The sequence below is a fragment of the uncultured Psychroserpens sp. genome (genome assembly GCF_947494225.1).
Classification (GTDB): domain Bacteria; phylum Bacteroidota; class Bacteroidia; order Flavobacteriales; family Flavobacteriaceae; genus Psychroserpens.
Genome location: NZ_CANLUG010000007.1, coordinates 165,140 through 183,750, shown reverse-complemented (window position 1 = coordinate 183,750; position 18,611 = coordinate 165,140). Strand labels below are relative to the sequence as shown.

Sequence of the window (18,611 nt, the reverse complement as noted above, 5' to 3'; positions counted from 1 at the left end):
TAATTCACTATTATATTAGTGTTTCTGTCCAGCATCAAAAACGGGTGTTTTTGGTACTATTTTATGGCTTTGTCTTGATTTGCGTCGCCCTCTAAAGAAGAATAAATTGATAAATAACATGATGCCTAAGTAGATAGAAAAACCACCAATTTTCTTGCTTAAAATTTCAATCAGAGTTTGAGAACTCATATCTATTGAACTCCTATAACTAATTTTGAGAATTAATAGCGCCCAACCAATATTGATGAGGTAAAAGCCAATTTCAAAAAGTTTGTTGGTAGCCAGTGCAATATCTTCTTTGCCTTTAAAAATATCGAGCATAAAGTACTTGCCATTTTTGAATAGCATTTTTGATACGTAAATAGTGAGTATAATCACAATTGGTAAATAGATGAGGTATCCGATTATAATTTTTGAATTGTCCATGATTTATTGTTTTAAGGTTTTTGATTTTACGAGATAATTAAGCCATAACACATTGTTATAATGTAAAAGTGCTAAGCCCAAAATGATGACGCCAAGATGTTCACTTAATGTGTTAAGCATTTGAGGTATTGACTCAATAGTTTCCCAATACGCCAAAGTAATGATGGCATATCCAAGGTTAACGAGATAATAGCCAATGAGGAATATGTTATTTATTGGTTTTACTATTGTTGTATGCTGTTGAAATAAATGATATAAGAATACCTCACCATGTGTATAAAACATCCAGCCTACTTTAATCATAATTACAGCTATGACAGGCAGATAAATGCAATATGTTAGGATATTATAATTCATGGTTTGTGTTTTAAACTTTCAAAAAATTTTGAAAGTTTCTTTTAAATTTTTTTAGTGTGTACAAGCAAGCTTAAATGAATTAATAGGTAAGGAGGAATGATTAATAACCAATTTAAGGTGGTAATACTTCCGTCCCAAAGTGTAAAGAATACGCCTACCAGAATAAAATAGAGGTAAATCATTTTGTTTTTTGGAAACACAATTAAGAATAAAATAGCTGCAATAACTTGTAAAAAGCCAGTGAATGGTAACCCATATGGCCCTAATACTAACAAACACAGCGCTATAATGTTGATAATCTTTGATGTTTTTAATGTTGTTTTCATAGTTTAAATACGTATTAAACTTTCAGAAAAAATTGAAAGTATGGTTCAAATTTTTTTATTTAATGAGTTTAAGTAAAGACTTGGTGATCCAATTTTGTTTTTGATTAACTAATCTATTAATCATATCATCTGCTGTTTCGGTTAAATCATGCAAGGCTTTAGTTTGTTTTATAAGTTCTTTCGTTTTCGCTGTGCCATCATCTTTAATAGAAGAGACGTCCTTTAGTACTCTAATTACTGGCTGAATCTCTCTACGACTGCGCTCTTTTGCAATGATGCGCGCCAATTCTTGAACATCCTTTTCTGTTGTGAAATATTCCTTGCGCTCACCAGGAATAATCTCCTTCGTTACAATACCCCAATCCATTAATTGACGCAAATTCATGCTCGTGTTTCCTCGTGAAATTTTAAGATCTTCCATGATGTCTTCCATCGATAATGGCTTGGTTGATACAAACAATAAGGCCTGAATTTGAGCCATAGCTTTGTTGATGCCCCAAAGAGAACCTAAACTTCCCCAGGTACTTACAAACTTCATTTTAGCTTCTTCGTAATTCATTGTTCGAATTGTTTTACATGACAAATATATAAAATATTTTAAACTTTCAATAATTATTGAAAGTTTATTTTTGAATTATTTTTTTTATTACATTTAAGCATATTAAAATCTTTGCTATGACAAAACCATTACTTTTTATACTCTGCTGTTTATTTACCACACTTGGGTTTTCTCAAATAGAGTTGCAACCAAACCCAAGTAATATCAATTCAGGTACATTCACATTTAAGTATGGCGAATTTGGCGATTATTCCATTTTTGACCCTTTTAGTAATCCTAATTTATATCTCTACACGGGTTTACAAACCGATGCTGATCCTGTTACTTGGGACTATAACGATGGCGAATTTACTTTAGCCAATCTTGGACAAATGATTCCTCTAACTTATGATAATACTTTGGGGTATTATGTCGCAACTTTTAACCCAAAAACGAGGCAATATATAGAAGCGGTGTCTCAAAACTTAGTTAGCGTTCCTAACGGAATACAAGTATATGATTGGTACTTTTTAATTACAACAGACGATTTATCGAGACAGTCGGCCGATTTAAAAGGATCGGATTATGGATTTAACGCGGCCACTTTAACTGTAAATGATTTTTTGATAGGTGAGGATGTAATAGTACTTAATGGTAGTTTGAAATTCGTAAAAAGCGGTGCTTATTCTATTAAGGTATATGATATTCTTGGTAAATTAATTCAGAATGATATACTCACAATTACAGGCACTGTGACTTATGATTTAGGCTTAAAAAGAGCTGGGATTTATATTGTAAAACTTACGTTAGGGCAAACAACCAGGACAGTAAAATTACTCAAACATTGACCTATCTTATCTGTAAATGAATATGATCATCATGTCGCACTGCTTGGCAACCATGAAATCTAATCTTATCCATATGGCCTAATCCTAAGGATTGCTTTAAATGTGGTTCGATAAATAATTTTTGGGCACTTGGATATTTTAGCAGCTCTTGGATAAGAAGTTTTGTGTTCTTACTATCAAAATTTAAATCGTTAATGGTACCAAACGTCAAGTACTTACTATAATCGTATTGCCAGTAGCCATTTTCAATACATGAGTTGCTCGTGAAATTTTGCTCCGACAAAGCAAATACGCCATAACCGGAAAGCGAAGGCTTTTTGTCTGTAGGTTGATGTTTTGAATTCACATACTGAAATGAGAGGTCTATTTTTTTTCCGTCGCTATGACTTAAATGCGGAAGAAGCGGAAATCCATCCAAAAATGGAAAATTGGCGTCTAAATAAGTAATCCCAATAGATTGATATTTTAAATGCTCTGCAGATTGCTCCAGAAGGGTTTTCATTTCAGGAACAACATAATTTCTAAATAGTAGCGGATATAAATAATGTCTTGGTTTAAGATCTTTATCAAATACTGGTAATTGTTCTCTGCCAAAGTACTTGGCTACTGGCGGAACAAGTAACAGATTAAAAACCAAGTACACCATAGGAAATAGATAGCGTTTTTTTAATTTAAACTTGGATGCTAATAGCAGGACCAGAAGCCAAATTAAACCGCCAACTTGGGTTAAAGCTGTAAGGAATATAGTGATAATAAGATGCCCTATGGCTCTCAATAGTTTCATATAAAACCTAACGTAAATTCTAACCTATTATTTTTCAACTAAACCAGCACGTTTTAGTAAAGCATCGGGTTTAGGTGCTTTTCCTCTAAAACGTTTGTATAGTACCATAGGATCTTCAATGCCACCTTGCGAAAGAACATTATCCTTAAATTTTTTAGCTACATCCTTATTAAACACACCTTCTTCTAAGAAATATTCGAAGGCATCTGCATCTAAAACTTCAGCCCATTTATAGCTATAATAGCCAGAACTATATCCACCTTGAAAGATATGAGAAAATGAAGTGCTCATGCAATTTTCAGAAACATCAGGATATAATTTCGTGTTCTCAAAAGCATTAGTTTCATGCTTTTTTACAGAGGTGATTTGCGATGGGTCCTGACCATGCCAAGACATGTCTAATAGTCCAAAACTAATTTGTCTCAATGTTTGCATGCCTTCATGAAATGTTGCAGAAGCCTTAATCTTTTCGATTAATTCCATAGGAATAACTTCACCTGTTTCATAATGGGTAGCAAACAATTCTAACGCCTCTTTTTCATAGCACCAGTTTTCTAAAACTTGACTAGGTAATTCTACAAAATCCCAATACACGCTTGTACCAGATAAACTTGGATACGTCGTATTTGCCAAAATACCATGTAAGGCATGACCAAACTCATGGAATAAGGTCGTCACTTCATTAAATGTTAGTAACGAAGGCTTGCTTTTAGTAGGTTTGGTAAAATTGCATACAATTGAGATATGCGGTCTATCATTGGTCTCATTTTTAATATACTGAGGCTTATATACTGTCATCCAAGCACCATTACGTTTTCCTGCCCTCGGGAAAAAATCGGCATAAAAAATAGATACTAAATTTCCTTTTGTATCTGTGACTTTATAGGTTAATACATCTTCATGGTACCTATCAATTGTATCAATTTTCTCAAACTTTAGGTCGTACAGCCGTTCTGCAATAGTAAAAGCACCATCTATAACGTTTTCAAGTTTGAAATAGGGTTTAAGTTGCTCATCATCAAGACTAAAGAGTTTTTGTTTTAGTTTTTCCGAATAATATGAGCCATCCCATTTTTGAAGGGTATCAATGCCATCCATTTCTTTAGCAAATGCCTCTAGGTTATTGAATTCGCGAATTGCAGCTGGTTTTGCTTTACTCAAAAGTTCGTTTAAGAAGGTCTCAACCGTTTCTGGAGTTTTTGCCATACGCTCTTCCAATACGAAATGAGCATGGGTTTCATAACCTAAAAGCTTGGCACGTTCATGACGTAATTTTGCAATTTGAAGAACATTCTCCTGATTGTCTAAGTCGTCACCTTTAAAGGCTTTTGCTCCGGCAGCAATAGCTAGTTTTTGACGCAGCTCTCGGTTATCAGCATAAGTCATAAATGGAATATAGCTAGGATAATCGAGTGTAATTACCCATCCTTTTTTTCCTTTAGATTCTGCCAGTTGTTGTGCCGCTTCTTTTGCGCCTTCGGGCAACCCAGCTACTTGACTTTCATCTGTAAGATGCATTTCAAATGTGTTGGTTTCGGCTAAAACGTTCTCACCAAACTTAAGTTTTAGCTTACTTAACTGTTTGTCAATATCTCGAAGCCTTGTTTTTTTAGCTTCGGAAAGATTAGCACCATTTCTAGAAAAACTTTTATATTTCTTATCGAGCAAGGTTTGTTGTTCTGTATTTAAATCTAATGACCCTTTAGTGTCATAAATGGCTTTAACGCGTTTAAATAAATCTTCATTAAGTGTGATGTCATTACTAAATTCGGATAAGAGAGGAGAAACCTTCTGAGCAATCTTTTGAATCTCATCATTAGTCTCTGCGCTATTTAAATTAAAAAAGATACTCGATAACCTATCTAATTCCTCACCTGAAAAATCTAAGGCTTCAATCGTATTTTCAAACGATGGCGCTTCCAAATTTGACGTTATGGTATGTATTTCTTCACGTGCTTTTTCAATAGCCTTTAAAAATGCAGGATAATAGTCTTCATTCTTTATTTGTGAAAAGGGTGCTGTATGGTATGGTGTGTCGAATTTAGAATTTAGAATACTCATCTTATTTTATTTATATATGTTGTAATCAATTAGCGTACTACCTTGGTCATCTACTAAACTCAAATTTCCATTGTTGAGTATATAGGTCCAACCAAAAGGTTCATCTTCAATCTTGTAATGTTCAGTATTGTCGCTTGTTTTTACAGAAACTAACCTTTGTAAGCGATGTTTTCGTTTTATGTATAGTGTGTTATCCGACATTTTAACAATTTCAAAGAATCCTTTTTCTTCAATGTTTTTCATACGTTCTATATGCCATTTGCCAATGACGTCTTTAACTTCTAATTGAGATAATCGTCGTTGTTCACCTTGAAGTTCAAAAAGCGTAGTACTTACTTTATCATAGGTTTTGTTATTTAGTTTCGCTAATAGTCCATCATAGCGTTCATCTTGTTGGAACAGCGAAAAATCATAAAAAGTCAGACTTAAAGCTTCTAGTGGATATGCAGGAAACTTGCCTCCAAATGATTCGATAACGCCTCCTGTTTTTTTACAGGCCTGAATAATTGGCCAAAAGGCGATATTCGATTTGCCATAATAATTATGGGCAAAGTTCAAAATTGGTACAACGTTGTCTGGTGTGTAAACTTCAGGTCCATGAATTTCAAACATGAGTGCCGTTCTAATCATATTACTTATTGAAATAGAATCACCTTGTAGGTGTCCTTTAGTTTCTTTTAAGTAGGTAATTTGATCAAGATCATGAAGTTTTTGCCAATAAGCCTTAAGGTCTTCCTCTGTTTGTAAGGCAGAAATTTCGCCAGAATAAATATCAGGATTCTCATTGCTACTACAGCTTAGTATGAAAGATAATAGTATAAGTAATGCTGTTTTTTTCATGAAATTGGGTGTCTAATATTTTATTATATCATTAACGATTAGTTAAGAGCGATTTATCAAATTAATTATTACTTTTGCAGTATTATTAAAACTTATTTTTTGTAAGGTTTAGTAAGAATTGATTAATAGCTCTAAAACCTCGTGTAACAGCGAGGTTTTTTTTGTTTTATCCTATAAGTTTTTGGAAGACTCAATAACTTTGGACTTCAAACTTTCTTTATAATCAATTATAGTTTTAAGGACCTTTTCATTTCCAGCTCCAATAATTTGTGCGGCTAAGATACCTGCATTTTTTGCGCCATTTAAGGCAACAGTTGCCACTGGAACACCTCCAGGCATTTGAAGTATAGATAATACAGAATCCCATCCATCGATAGAATTACTGCTTTTTACAGGAACACCAATTACAGGTAAAGGTGATAACGATGCAACCATTCCTGGTAAATGTGCTGCACCACCAGCTCCAGCAATAATAACTTGAATACCTTTAGTATGTGCATGCTTGCTAAAATCAAATAATTTCTCAGGCGTACGATGCGCAGATACGATATCTACTTCAACATCGATATGAAATTCTTTTAAGATGTCTATGGCATCTTGCATAACAGGAAGATCACTTTTACTTCCCATAACTACTGCTACTTTTCCCATAATTATTTACTTATAACTTTAATCGTTTTTTTAACGGTTTCAGCAATACGTCTTGCTTCACCAATATCTTCATTCACAATGGTAACATGTCCCATTTTACGAAAAGGTCTGGTTTGTTTTTTTCCGTAAATATGTGGTGTGACACCATCAAGTTGCATAATATCTGCTATATTTTCATAGATCACAGGTCCTGTATGACCTTCGGCTCCTACCAAATTAACCATAATACCTCCAACTTTACTTTCGGTATTTCCTAATGGAAGATTCAAAATGGCTCGTATGTGTTGCTCAAATTGTGAGGTGTAACTGGCTTCTATTGTTTGATGCCCCGAGTTGTGAGGTCTAGGCGCTACTTCATTTACGAGAATAGCATCAGATTTAGTTTGAAACATTTCAACAGCCAACAATCCAACATGATTAAAGGCTTCCGAAACTTTAAGGGCTATATCCTGAGCTTTTCTTGCAACGGCATCGTCAATTCTAGCTGGGCAAATGACATATTCTACCTGATTAGCTTCTGGATGAAATTCCATTTCTACAACAGGATAGGTTTTGATTGCTCCAGAACTATTTCTTGCTACAATCACTGCCAATTCATTTTTAAACGGAATTAAATCTTCTGCAATACATTCGCCTTTTGGTAAACCTTCCAAATCCGATAATTGCTTTACAATTTTAACGCCATTACCATCATATCCAAACTGAGCCGCTTTCCAAACAAATGGAAGTTTTAATCCGCCATTTTCAATAGCGTCCTTAATTTCAGAAAGATAGGCGAACCTTGTAAAATCTGATGTTGGAATATCATGATCTCTGTAAAACAACTTCTGAGTTGCTTTGTTTTGAATGGTTCTTAAGGTTTGAGATGATGGATAAACGAGAACACCTTCTTTTTCTAAGGATTCTAAGGCGTCAACATTAACATTCTCAATTTCAAAAGTTAACACATCTACTTGTTTTCCGAAGTTATAAACAGCATCGTAGTCCATTAAATCACCCAAAGTAAATTGATTGCACGCTAGCTTACAAGGAGCTTCATTGCTAGCATCCATTACATGCGTTGTAATGTCAAAGGTTCTGGTGCTATACAACATCATTTTACCTAATTGCCCTCCACCGAGAATACCGAGTTTGAAATTTGAAGAAAAATAATTCATATGTATTTCCTGTACTAAGAAAATCTAAAAGTTAAACCTATTGCTTTTCTTTCACAAAAATACATTATAAAATAGAAAGGATTAACAAAAATAGAATTCAAAAATCGGTAATCGCCAATCTATTGATTATCTTTGCTTTTTTAAAATCAAAATCCAGTGATTAAACTACACGATTTATACTTTAAACCCTTTATTTCTGAGCAAGAAGTTGATGATATTGTACAACGTATGGTCGACGAAATTGCAATTGATTTACAGGACGAAGTACCAGTATTTGTTGGAATTTTAAATGGCTCGTTTATGTTTGTGAGCGACTTTGTAAAAAAGTACCCTAAACCTTGCGAAGTCACATTTATAAAGCTAGCATCTTATGAAGGTTTAAAATCGACCGAGGATATTCACCGCCTTATTGGTTTAACACAGGATTTGTCTGGAAGAAAAGTAATCATACTAGAAGATATTATCGACTCTGGTAACACCCTCGAAGAAGTACATCGCATTTTTGAAAATGAGGGTGTTGATGAGCTTAAAATAGCAACACTTTTTTATAAACCAGAAGCCTACAAAAAAGATTATAAACTGCATTATATTGGTAAAGAGATTCCAAATAAATTTATTGTCGGTTATGGTTTAGACTATAACGGATTAGGACGAGACTTACCAGAAATATATCAATTAAAAACAACACAACACATGACTAACTTAGTGCTATTTGGACCTCCAGGCGCAGGAAAAGGAACACAAGCTAATTTTTTAAAAGAAACCTATAATCTTGTACATATCTCAACAGGTGATGTGTTTAGATACAATATAAAAAATGAAACAGCTTTAGGCATGTTGGCTAAATCTTATATGGATAAGGGAGAATTGGTTCCAGATCAAGTTACTATTGATATGCTTAGCGCTGAAGTTGAAAAAAATGCAGGTGCTAATGGATTCATATTTGACGGTTTCCCAAGAACAAATGCACAGGCCAAAGCTCTGGATAACCTTATGGAGAATAAGGATTCTCAAATTAATGCAATGATCGCCTTAGAAGTGGATGACGAAGTATTGGTTGAACGTCTTTTAGAACGCGGAAAAACAAGTGGACGAAAAGACGACGCAGATGAGTCTATCATTAGAAACCGCATTACCGAATACTACAATAAAACGGCCATTCTAAAAGCGTATTACGCAACTCAAAATAAATATTATGGTGTTGATGGTGTTGGTAGCATTAGCGACATAACAGAACGTTTAAAAGTCGTTATTAATACGCTTTAATTTTTAATCGGTAAACGATTTTACTTAATACAATACTATGACTGAAGGCAATTTCGTTGACTACGTTAAAATGCATGTTTCTTCTGGAAAAGGCGGACAAGGATCTGCGCATTTACATCGCGAGAAATTTATAGAAAAAGGTGGCCCAGATGGTGGCGATGGTGGTCGTGGTGGTCATGTAATTATTAGAGGAAACTCTAATCTTTGGACCTTATTGCATTTAAAATTTAAACGTCATGCGAGAGCAGGTCATGGAGGACACGGAAGTAAGAGTAGGAGTACAGGTGCCGATGGTGAGGATGTCTACTTAGATGTACCGCTCGGAACCGTTATTAAAGATACCGAGACAGATGAAGTCTTGTTCGAAATTACCGAAGACCATGAAGAACAAATTGTGGTTCAAGGTGGGCGTGGCGGACTAGGAAACTGGCATTTTAAAAATTCTCGAAACCAAACACCGCGTTATGCACAACCTGGTGAAGAGCTTCAAGAACGAGATATTACCATCGAACTAAAAATCTTAGCCGATGTTGGATTAGTAGGTTTTCCTAATGCTGGAAAATCAACCTTGTTGTCAGTGATTACCGCTGCTAAACCTAAAATAGCAGATTATGAATTTACAACCTTAAAACCAAATTTGGGTATTGTAGAATATCGTGACTATCAAACGTTTGTGATGGCCGACATTCCTGGAATAATTGAAGGCGCTGCCGAAGGTAAAGGACTTGGTCATTATTTTTTACGACATATTGAGCGTAATTCGATATTGTTATTCCTTATTCCGGCCGATGCCGATGATATTCGTAAACAATACGATATTTTGCTAGATGAACTTAAGCGTTATAACCCAGAAATGTTAGATAAAGAACGCATGATTGCTATTTCAAAAAGTGACATGTTGGATGACGAACTTAAGGCAGAACTTAGAAGTGAGTTAGATAAAAGTCTTCCCATTGAGTATATGTTTATCTCTTCTGTAGCGCAACAAGGTATTATGCAACTAAAAGATAAACTCTGGAAAATTCTTAACGATTAACTTTTGGGCGTTACCCTTTGTCGTATTTACTACAAAGCGTCAGGCTCTCATCAGTCGCTCTCAGAGAGGAGCTCCAACAATGATTCCATCCTTAACGCATAGGGTTAAGTTAAAGTTGTAATGACATAGTACTTTTTTGATTATCTTTAAAATAAAAAAGCAATGAAAAATATATATATCATCTTCGTATTGGCTTTACTTACGTCTTGTGCGCCAATCCGAGTTAATTACGACTACGAGAAAACAACCGACTTTTCCGCTTATAAAACATATAATTATTATACCAACCTTAATACAGGTATGAACGAATTAGACGATAAGCGTCTTATTAATGCTTTAAATCAAGCCTTGCAAAGTAAGGGTTATAGTTTGTCGGAAACACCAGATTTTCTTATCGATATTAAAAGTGCCGAGTTTCAACAACAACGTAATAATAATGTTGGAGTAGGCGTTGGAGGTACTGGCCGCAATGTTGGTGGCGGAATTTCTATTGGGTTGCCAATCGGTCAAAGTCAATTAGGAAGAGAAATTATATTTGATTTTGTAGACGAACGTAAAAACGGACTCTTTTGGCAGGCTGTTTCGGAGTCGAACTATAAACCAAATGCCACGCCAGACAAACGCGAAGCGCTATTTACTGCTCTAGTAGATAAAGTACTTCAAGGATTTCCTCCAGAATCAAAATAACTAGTAAGAGCGTTAAGGAGCTGTTAATGATATCGCTATGAGTTGCGAATTGTTTTATTTTTAATAGAAATTAAAACAATAACCATGAAAACAGTATCACTAGTATTTGCCCTATTCCTTTCTTCTGTCACATTATTTGCACAACGTTCTGAAATTAAAATCCCTAAAGGATATTCTAATGATGTTGGGCAGATGGTATCTATGTTAGATAACTTAAAAGCCCGTGTCGAAAGAAATGTTCGAGGCTTAGATCAAAAAGGCACCGATTTTCTTTTAGATGATCAAGCTAATAGTCCAGGAGCCATTATTTATCATTTAGCAGCCACCGAAGCCTATTATCAGGTGTATACTTTTGAAGGACGAGGATTTAATGCCGAGGAACGCAAACAATGGAATACAGCTTTAAATCTAGGTGATACAGCTAGACAGGAATTTAAAGGAAAGCCAATATCCTACTATTTAGAAATCTATGATAAAGTAAGAGCCAAAACCAAAGCATTACTAAAAACAAAAGACGATAAGTGGTTTAAGAAAAAAAATGGGACTATGACCAATCATTGGGCTTGGTTTCATGTTATGGAACATCAGGCCAATCATATGGGGCAACTAGCACTTATTGTAAAACGCATCTAAAAAAAAGAGAGGCTTTTTAAAGCCTCTCTTTTTTTTACTTAATTTAATAATGCTTTGTATTTATCTTTATAGCCTATGAGCACAGCAATGTTTAGTACCAACAACGCAATAGCGCCAGCGCTGTTTGCAGGATCTAGCGTTGCATGAAACAACACTGCGTTTACCGATACACTCATTAAAATGATGGCGAGTAAAGCTCCAAACTTATTAGTAATTAATGCTAATCCAGCTACAATTTCTACAATCGCAACTAACGTCATTGTTTTAGAGTTGGTTAATGCACCAAAATAAGCTAATGCATCACCTTCTAGTGGGAAGTCTGGAATAAACCCAATAAACTTGTTTAGTCCAAAAACTAAAACGAACAGTCCGAGTAAAATTCTCAAGACCAAAAACACCTTTGAATTCATAATATTTAATATTAGTTAGTATATCAATATAGTGAATTTGTCGAAAATGACCATGTTTACTAACAGTTAATCATTTTCTACAGAGATTCTTAGGCCTTCACTATGACTACTAAATTCTGGCGCATACATACTTTGAATCGTGGTAATTCCATTACTCATATGACCAGCATTATTGACTCTTAAATCGTATTCAAAAACATAAACGCCTTTTGGTAAATAATCAAAAAAGAAGTTGGTAGCAGCATCTTTTGTGCTTTCATAGTAGCCCAATCCATCTTGATATTTATAATGTGACAACACATTTATAGGCTCTAATCCAGCCGCACGCATATCTTTCATATGAACAAATTCCATCGCACGATCACTACGTAGTTCTATACGAACTCTTACCAAATCACCAACCTTTAACTCGGTCTCCTTTGTAATTTCAGTAATTTCTTCGCCTGTGTCTGTATTCACTTTTTTGAAAAGTTTTTTCTTCAATTTTAAAGGTGTTTCGGCAGATGTGATTTTATCCAAATCTTCAAAATATTGCCAATACAAACCTCCCCAGGCAATACCATCTCCTTTTTTGGTAAGTTTAACAGTGGCCATTTCTGGTGTAATTTCATTAGCAGACCATGAGGTTTTAAAATATCCAGTTCCAGCTTCTACTTTGACGTCCTCCAATTTTGAAGGCTCTATGGCTTGTCCGCCTAAAACAATATCAACCATATCTGTAACACTCAACCAATCACTGCCTTGCAATAATAAAGCATAAATAGCATCTGTTGTAGCCTTTGTAGTTTGCCAACGATTCGTTTGTTTATTTTTTAATAACCATATTTTTAAATTATCGATTGTGGCGGTATCATTTTCAATATCAGAAAAAGCTTCAATAAGTAAGGCTTGCGTTTCAATAGGTGCTTGATACCAATACCAAGAACTTGTATTCGCTTTCCAGTACATGCCCAATTCTTCAGACGTGATACTCGTTTCACGAAGTGATTTTAAGATGCTTTCGGCTGTGCTTTTGTCATCCATTCGATGTGTTACAAGTGCCATTAGGCCTTTGGCATAGAGCGAACGACTTAACCAATACTTTTGTATTTGCGTTTGGTAGTAGTCTATTATAGTCTGTACTTCTTTTGTGACGTCAATCTCAGGATAAAAACTACGCATATATAAATAATGTAGCTGTGTATAGCTGAGATGGTCTTTAGACAAATCGACATCAGGATTATACTTTTTAAGATCCTTGTATTCTTGAACAAACTCGGCGTCTAAGTAATTAAGAGCCTTAGTTATCATTGATGATTCTTCGCTAGTGGTCACTCCTAATTTGTTGAGATGTCCAAACCCTGTTATAATATGTTGTGTAATGTAACGACTTGGACGTCCTCCGTTAAACCAAGGCCAAGCTCCATTTGCCATTTGACCATTTTTTAATTTATTCTTAGCCATAGCCAGTTCGTTGTTCATTTTGTTCAAATCAAACAAAAGGGCAATGCGTTTTTTCTGTTCGGTTTCGCTTTGCGCATCACGTAACCAAGGCGTTTCCTGAATTAAAATAGATTTTAACTCCTGATTTTTTTCAAGATTACTTAATAAAGCATCCGTATTTCGCCATTGATTGAATACCTCTTGAATTCTTGGATTACTATGAGCAATATGACTTGCTAAAGCATTAGCATAGTATCGACTAAAGGTTTGCTCATTACATTCATAAGGATACTCCATAAGGTATGGTAAGGCTTGTACAGCATACCAAGCAGGATTCGAAGTCATTTCGAAAGTTAACTTTTGATGTCTAAGCGTAGACGACGATACATTTTTAAGTTTATCAAGAGTGAAGGTTCTTGTTTCGTTACTTTTAATCCACATTGGTAAGGTTTCTGTAACAAGCATACGATTACTTAATACAGGCAATGCATTTTGTTCGCCATCACTAAAATCGCCTGCTTTTGCAATAATTTTGTATTGTACTGCATCAATATCAAAAGGAATATCAAGATTCCATGATACACTAGTGTTTCCTTCCGCTGAAACCGTAAAACTTAATTCATTATAGGCATTAGATAATTCACTGTCAACAGATTTTCCTGTTAGTGCGTCAAATAACTGCAATACAGCAACACCTTTTAATTCTTTATCTGTAAGATTTGCAATTTTGGTACTCACTGTAATTTGATCTCCTTCACGTAAAAAACGCGGTACATTGGGTAACACCATGAGTTCTTTTTGTGTCACTGTTTCGAGAGACATAGTGCCATGGTCTAATGTTTTAGTATGCGCTAATAATTGCAATTTCCATTTGGTCAAAGACTCAGGTGTCGTAAAACTAAAACTAACATTGCCATCTTTATCGGTTTGCAATTGTGGAAAGAAAAAAGCCGTTTCTTGAAGGTTCTTTCTAATTTTAACATCGTCAAAATTTTGTTCATCCTTCTTTTCTTGTTCTTTTTTATAGGCTTCAGTAGATCGTGAATCACCATCTCTAAAGTTTTTGTTTCCAGATGTTTTAAACTTTCCATTAGTCTCAAATCCGAAACTATCCTTGTCGGCCTCATCATCCATACTAATAAGGTTTAGTATTCCTGATTCTGCTCTAGGTTGAGAAACTTGTTCGGCAACAACTACAACTTCATCTAATAGGTCTCCGTCTTCATAAAGTGTAATGGTGAAGTAATTGTCTTCTGAAATTTTTATGTTTAACGATTTATAACCTATGTATGTAATAACTAATTCGTCACCTTTTTTTGCTTTAAGCGAGAAATTGCCATCGAAATCTGTAGTAGTTCCCGTTGAGGTACCCTTTATCAAAATATTTGCTGCAGGGAGAGGAATTCCTTCATTATCATATACGATACCTTTGATGATTCCTTTTTTCTGACTCTTAATTGTTTTGCTCGTATAAGTCGACGGAATTGAATGTTTAAGGCGTTTTAGGTATTGTTGTCGACCATAGTAGTAATGACTAAAATAGAGTCCGAAAAAATTCAATCTATCATAATTTTGAACGTGATAACTACCAATGTCTCTTTTTAGGTTTTCAACTCTAAACTGCTGAACACTAAAACTTCGGCCATAATTTGGTCTAAATGAAGAATAATAAGTCCTATTACTTATTGGATTAAAATGCCATTGATGTGCTTTAAACTGATCTAAAGACATATCATACATGCTAGCTAATAACTCTGCCGCGACTTTATCTCCCTTCGGTCCTTTAATTTTAAAACGCCATGTTTCATCAACTCCAGGTTGTAGTTTATCTCTAAATGTTAACGTTTCGATATCTAGATCTGTTTTTGGGTAAGGCACAGAAATAGTTAAGGTACTTTGAGCATGCGTATTTTGAAACGCATAGGTATAATGAATAGCAAAACCTCCTAAGTCATTACGAGTTACAGGAATGTTTATGGTTTTCTTATTATTATTTAAATGAATGATTTGTGTATCAATAATTTCATGATTTTTTTCAATATCAACAGTAACATAAATATTGGCAGAAGATCCTAAAGTAAGCTCGACAGTGTCATTGATTTTATACGAACTTTTATTAGTACTTACACTAAAAAGTTGATGGTCGGCAAGATGTTTATCATTATCACTATACAGTGAAAATCGGGCTTCATCTTTTATGTTTTGCCCAAAACGATCTTTACTTTCTAGAATGACAAGGTATTTGCCAGATTTCCAGCGTTTAATGCGGCCTAATTCTAAGGCTTTCGATTTTTCCGTGTCAAACGCTTTAGAATAAACCATTTCACCCTTTTCCCAAAACAAAACATTATGCTCGTTAGAAAAGGCTTCATTAGGAAATAAGGTTTTAAATTCTTCTTTTGTAAACTGAACATAATCTGGCGCAGGCCATGGTCGTGTTCTTAAAACAGAATTTGGAGCTTTAAGTTTATATATCTTAACAGACCCTGTGGCAGGTGCAAATTCACCATTTAAATTTCTAGTATCGATATTTATTTGGTTCTTTTTATCGTTTTTATCCAAACGATCCGTTACAGTAACGGAAGCCACAAGCGCATGATAACCTACCTTTACAGTAGTTGTAGTGCTTCTTGTTTCACCATTAATATCTGTGATGTCGGCAATGACTTCATAATTAAAAATAGGCTGTGATGCCTTATCTACACTTTCATCTGGAATGGCTTTAAATTTAATCTCAAAGTTTCCAGAAGCATCTGTCGTGGTTTCTCCGTGAGTGATTTCTTGAGGCTCACTATTAAAATAAGGCCTGTACCAATAGTACCAGTTTGGGTAACGTACCTTTCGATGAACACGATATACTACTTTAGCATCGGTTATATTACTTCCTGCGTAGGCAAGTGCGTTTCCGTTAACGCTAATGGTATCATTTATTTTGTAAGTTTTAGAAACAGGTTTGAAAGTCGCTTCAAATTTTGGACGCTTATATTCTTCAACAGAAAAAGAATGATAAACGTTTAAGTTATTTCCGCCTGTAAGGCGCAACGAAAAATGACCTGTTAGTCCTGTGTTGGGAAGAATAAATTCTCCTGATACCGAACCAAAATCATTTGTTGTTAATTCTAGTTTTTTGACTTCCTCTCCATTAGTGTTGTATAAGGTTACGTTAACAGCTTGATCCTTGGTAACCATAGATTTGTTATCTCTAGTTACCATGGTTATGCCTTTAAAATAGAGAGTTTGACCTGGCCTATAGATACTTCGATCAGTAAATAGAAACCCCTTATAGGCTTGATTTTTAGATGGCCTATTATTGTAATAGCGATTTACATACAGGTTTTCAAAGTATGCTATATCATCCTGAGATTCAATTTTGAGTTTGATACTATTTCTCCTGTAAACTTTTCTTTTGATATGAAATTCTCCTTTAGTGTCAGTCGTATACGTATTGGTTTTATGATCACCTTGATAATCCTTAATATAGGAGTAAGTGATTTTGGCATTAGCTATAGGGTTTCCATTTGCTCTATTAATGACCTGATAGGTAGTAACTTCTTTTTGCTCTTTTTGGATATAAGCTATGTTAGTCGCCTGTATTTCTTTAAAAGCATATGTATTGTTACTATTTTGGACTTTACCAAAAATAAAATAACGACCGTTTTTAAGTTTAGGTACAGCTATTTCTGTACTATGTGTTTGGTAATCATTTTCGTCTTTGAGTTTTGCCGTCCAACTATGGATTGCTTGCATTCTATTAAGAATATCAAACTGCATGTCTTTGCGATGACTATAAATAATCTTTATATCTTCAGGATCACTAATAACTCCAATCTTGAAATCGATATCGGCTATGTTTTTATAACGAATTAAGGCCAATGAGTGGGTCTCAATAGGTACAAAGTTTTCAGTTGTTATTTGCAAAGACTGCGCTAAAATTTGGTTTTTAAGCACTTCACATTTTTGAGCTCCTTTACTGCCTGGGAAACCTTTAATAGCAGATTCACACAATTCTAATGCTTGTTTAAATTTCCAACGAAAATTGTTATCCTCTTTTTTTGGATCATACTGATGACCTTGTTCAACATAAATTTTAGCAATTTCAAAATCATATAACGCGGCTACATCAGACTTAATCTTATGCCAATGCGCACTCTCGTCTTTTAAAACCTTTAATAGTACATCTTGTTTGTCATCGAAAGTGGCATTTTGATACGTAAAAAACAAACGTTCCACATCAACATCAACCAAAGCCTTTGGGGAGGCATCAGACCTATGGAATTTCAATAAATCTTGATAAATTTTTAGTGCGTTTAACTGGAGAGATGTCGAATCCTTAGCATCTAATTTTAAGGTAATAAATGATTTATAAGGACTTAGTAAATCTGGGTTGTCAATTTCAAATTTGTACGCAGGTTTTGCAATATTGGTTTCGTCTGTTTTATAAAATGCAAGGGCGTTATGAGCTAAAAGATCAAAAAGTGTAGGTCTATATAATTTAGAATCTGGTTCACTCACCAAAATAGCTTCGTAATCTTTTAAAGGCGTTTGTTGAAGTATCAATCCGTTTTGTAAAGACTGCTGATAATTAGAATGGATATCATCAAATAGGGTTTGAAGGTCCCAAGTTCTAAAGTCGGTTTCATCAACTTTCTCGCTTGTTTTTGTTCGATTATAAAATTTCCACCTATTTTGATTAAAATATTGCCAGTACAGTGTAGCCAGCATATTTTGTAGCACATTTTTAGTTGGAGCTTCACTTTTTGAAATAACAGTTTTAAACTCGTTGATAATATTAAATTGCGCGTCTTCTTCAAGAATTAGTGCATATTTACTTCTGAAAAGTAAAGTCTTAATTTCTTGAGGTGTATTATGACTTGCTTTTGCTTTCTTTTCGATTGATTCGACAACTTTTAGAGCTGATTTTGGTAACCCCTTTCTTTCGAAATCGCTAACTTCTTTCCAGAGCTTATTATAGTCTTCAGGAGATTGAGCATTTGAGAAATTGGCAAAAAGGAGTATCATTAATAGGCTTATAAATGGTTTCATTTGTTTCAATTGTTTCTGTGCAAACTAAAGTTTAAAAACTTACTGTAAAACAACAAATTAGGTATTACCTCGTTTGGTTGAGTGAAGTTATGAATTTTAGCCGTAAACGCATTATATTTACAACTT

Annotated in this window: 16 protein-coding genes; 5 read left to right on the top strand and 11 right to left on the bottom strand. The window is 34.6% G+C overall.

What is annotated here, in order from left to right:
• Window positions 1-15 precede the first annotated feature (15 nt).
• From Q0893_RS15850 to Q0893_RS15835, 4 genes are read right to left on the bottom strand one after another with little or no spacing between them, the layout of a single operon-like run.
• Window positions 16-426 carry a hypothetical protein gene (locus Q0893_RS15850; RefSeq protein ID WP_299277439.1) on the bottom strand — a complete coding sequence of 137 codons (411 nt, stop codon included), beginning with the start codon at window positions 424-426 and terminating at the stop codon, window positions 16-18.
• Between the two features lie 3 nt (window positions 427-429).
• Window positions 430-783 carry a hypothetical protein gene (locus tag Q0893_RS15845; RefSeq protein ID WP_299277436.1) on the bottom strand — a complete coding sequence of 118 codons (354 nt, stop codon included), beginning with the start codon at window positions 781-783 and terminating at the stop codon, window positions 430-432.
• A gap of 41 nt (window positions 784-824) precedes the next feature.
• The gene (locus Q0893_RS15840; RefSeq protein ID WP_298903673.1) at window positions 825-1,109 is read right to left on the bottom strand and encodes a hypothetical protein; all 285 of its coding nucleotides are present in this window, start codon (window positions 1,107-1,109) and stop codon (window positions 825-827) included.
• Window positions 1,110-1,164: 55 nt separating this feature from the next.
• Window positions 1,165-1,668, bottom strand: coding sequence for an ArsR family transcriptional regulator (locus Q0893_RS15835; RefSeq protein WP_298903672.1), 504 nt, complete (start codon window positions 1,666-1,668; stop codon window positions 1,165-1,167).
• A 116-nt stretch (window positions 1,669-1,784) separates the two neighbouring features.
• On the opposite strand from Q0893_RS15835, the gene Q0893_RS15830 reads away from it, so the two are divergent.
• Window positions 1,785-2,495 carry a T9SS type A sorting domain-containing protein gene (locus Q0893_RS15830; protein ID WP_298903671.1) on the top strand — a complete coding sequence of 237 codons (711 nt, stop codon included), beginning with the start codon at window positions 1,785-1,787 and terminating at the stop codon, window positions 2,493-2,495.
• A 1-nt stretch (window position 2,496) separates the two neighbouring features.
• Here the strand turns inward: Q0893_RS15830 and Q0893_RS15825 are convergent, their stop codons facing one another.
• From Q0893_RS15825 to Q0893_RS15805, 5 genes are all read right to left on the bottom strand, one after another.
• Window positions 2,497-3,279, bottom strand: a complete 783-nt coding sequence (locus tag Q0893_RS15825) for a hypothetical protein (protein WP_299277431.1) — start codon at window positions 3,277-3,279, stop codon at window positions 2,497-2,499.
• Between the two features lie 27 nt (window positions 3,280-3,306).
• Window positions 3,307-5,340, bottom strand: coding sequence for a M3 family metallopeptidase (locus Q0893_RS15820; RefSeq protein ID WP_299277428.1), 2,034 nt, complete (start codon window positions 5,338-5,340; stop codon window positions 3,307-3,309).
• Between the two features lie 6 nt (window positions 5,341-5,346).
• A complete protein-coding gene (locus Q0893_RS15815; protein ID WP_299277424.1) occupies window positions 5,347-6,180 on the bottom strand; it encodes a hypothetical protein in 834 nt (277 codons plus the stop codon).
• Window positions 6,181-6,351: 171 nt separating this feature from the next.
• The gene (gene purE, locus Q0893_RS15810; RefSeq protein WP_298903667.1) at window positions 6,352-6,831 is read right to left on the bottom strand and encodes a 5-(carboxyamino)imidazole ribonucleotide mutase; all 480 of its coding nucleotides are present in this window, start codon (window positions 6,829-6,831) and stop codon (window positions 6,352-6,354) included.
• 2 nt (window positions 6,832-6,833) lie between these two features.
• On the bottom strand, window positions 6,834-7,988 hold the full coding sequence (locus Q0893_RS15805) for a 5-(carboxyamino)imidazole ribonucleotide synthase (RefSeq protein WP_298903666.1): 1,155 nt from the start codon (window positions 7,986-7,988) through the stop codon (window positions 6,834-6,836).
• 156 nt (window positions 7,989-8,144) lie between these two features.
• Here Q0893_RS15805 and Q0893_RS15800 point away from each other — a divergent pair, with 156 nt between their 5' ends.
• From Q0893_RS15800 to Q0893_RS15785, 4 genes are all read left to right on the top strand, one after another.
• Window positions 8,145-9,254, top strand: coding sequence for an adenylate kinase (locus tag Q0893_RS15800; protein ID WP_299277419.1), 1,110 nt, complete (start codon window positions 8,145-8,147; stop codon window positions 9,252-9,254).
• A gap of 37 nt (window positions 9,255-9,291) precedes the next feature.
• Entirely contained in the window at window positions 9,292-10,290 is a 999-nt protein-coding gene (obgE, locus tag Q0893_RS15795; RefSeq protein WP_299277416.1) for a GTPase ObgE, read from the top strand.
• Between the two features lie 162 nt (window positions 10,291-10,452).
• Window positions 10,453-10,977, top strand: coding sequence for a DUF4136 domain-containing protein (locus Q0893_RS15790; RefSeq protein WP_299277413.1), 525 nt, complete (start codon window positions 10,453-10,455; stop codon window positions 10,975-10,977).
• A gap of 84 nt (window positions 10,978-11,061) precedes the next feature.
• Window positions 11,062-11,610: a DUF664 domain-containing protein gene (locus tag Q0893_RS15785; RefSeq protein ID WP_298903662.1), complete on the top strand. Its 549-nt coding sequence runs from the start codon at window positions 11,062-11,064 to the stop codon at window positions 11,608-11,610.
• A 38-nt stretch (window positions 11,611-11,648) separates the two neighbouring features.
• On the opposite strand, the gene Q0893_RS15780 is transcribed toward Q0893_RS15785, so the two are convergent.
• Together Q0893_RS15780 and Q0893_RS15775 are read right to left on the bottom strand one after the other, a co-directional pair.
• Window positions 11,649-12,020: a DoxX family membrane protein gene (locus Q0893_RS15780; protein WP_298903661.1), complete on the bottom strand. Its 372-nt coding sequence runs from the start codon at window positions 12,018-12,020 to the stop codon at window positions 11,649-11,651.
• A 66-nt stretch (window positions 12,021-12,086) separates the two neighbouring features.
• Window positions 12,087-18,485, bottom strand: a complete 6,399-nt coding sequence (locus tag Q0893_RS15775; protein WP_299277408.1) for a carboxypeptidase-like regulatory domain-containing protein — start codon at window positions 18,483-18,485, stop codon at window positions 12,087-12,089.
• Window positions 18,486-18,611: the final 126 nt, after the last annotated feature.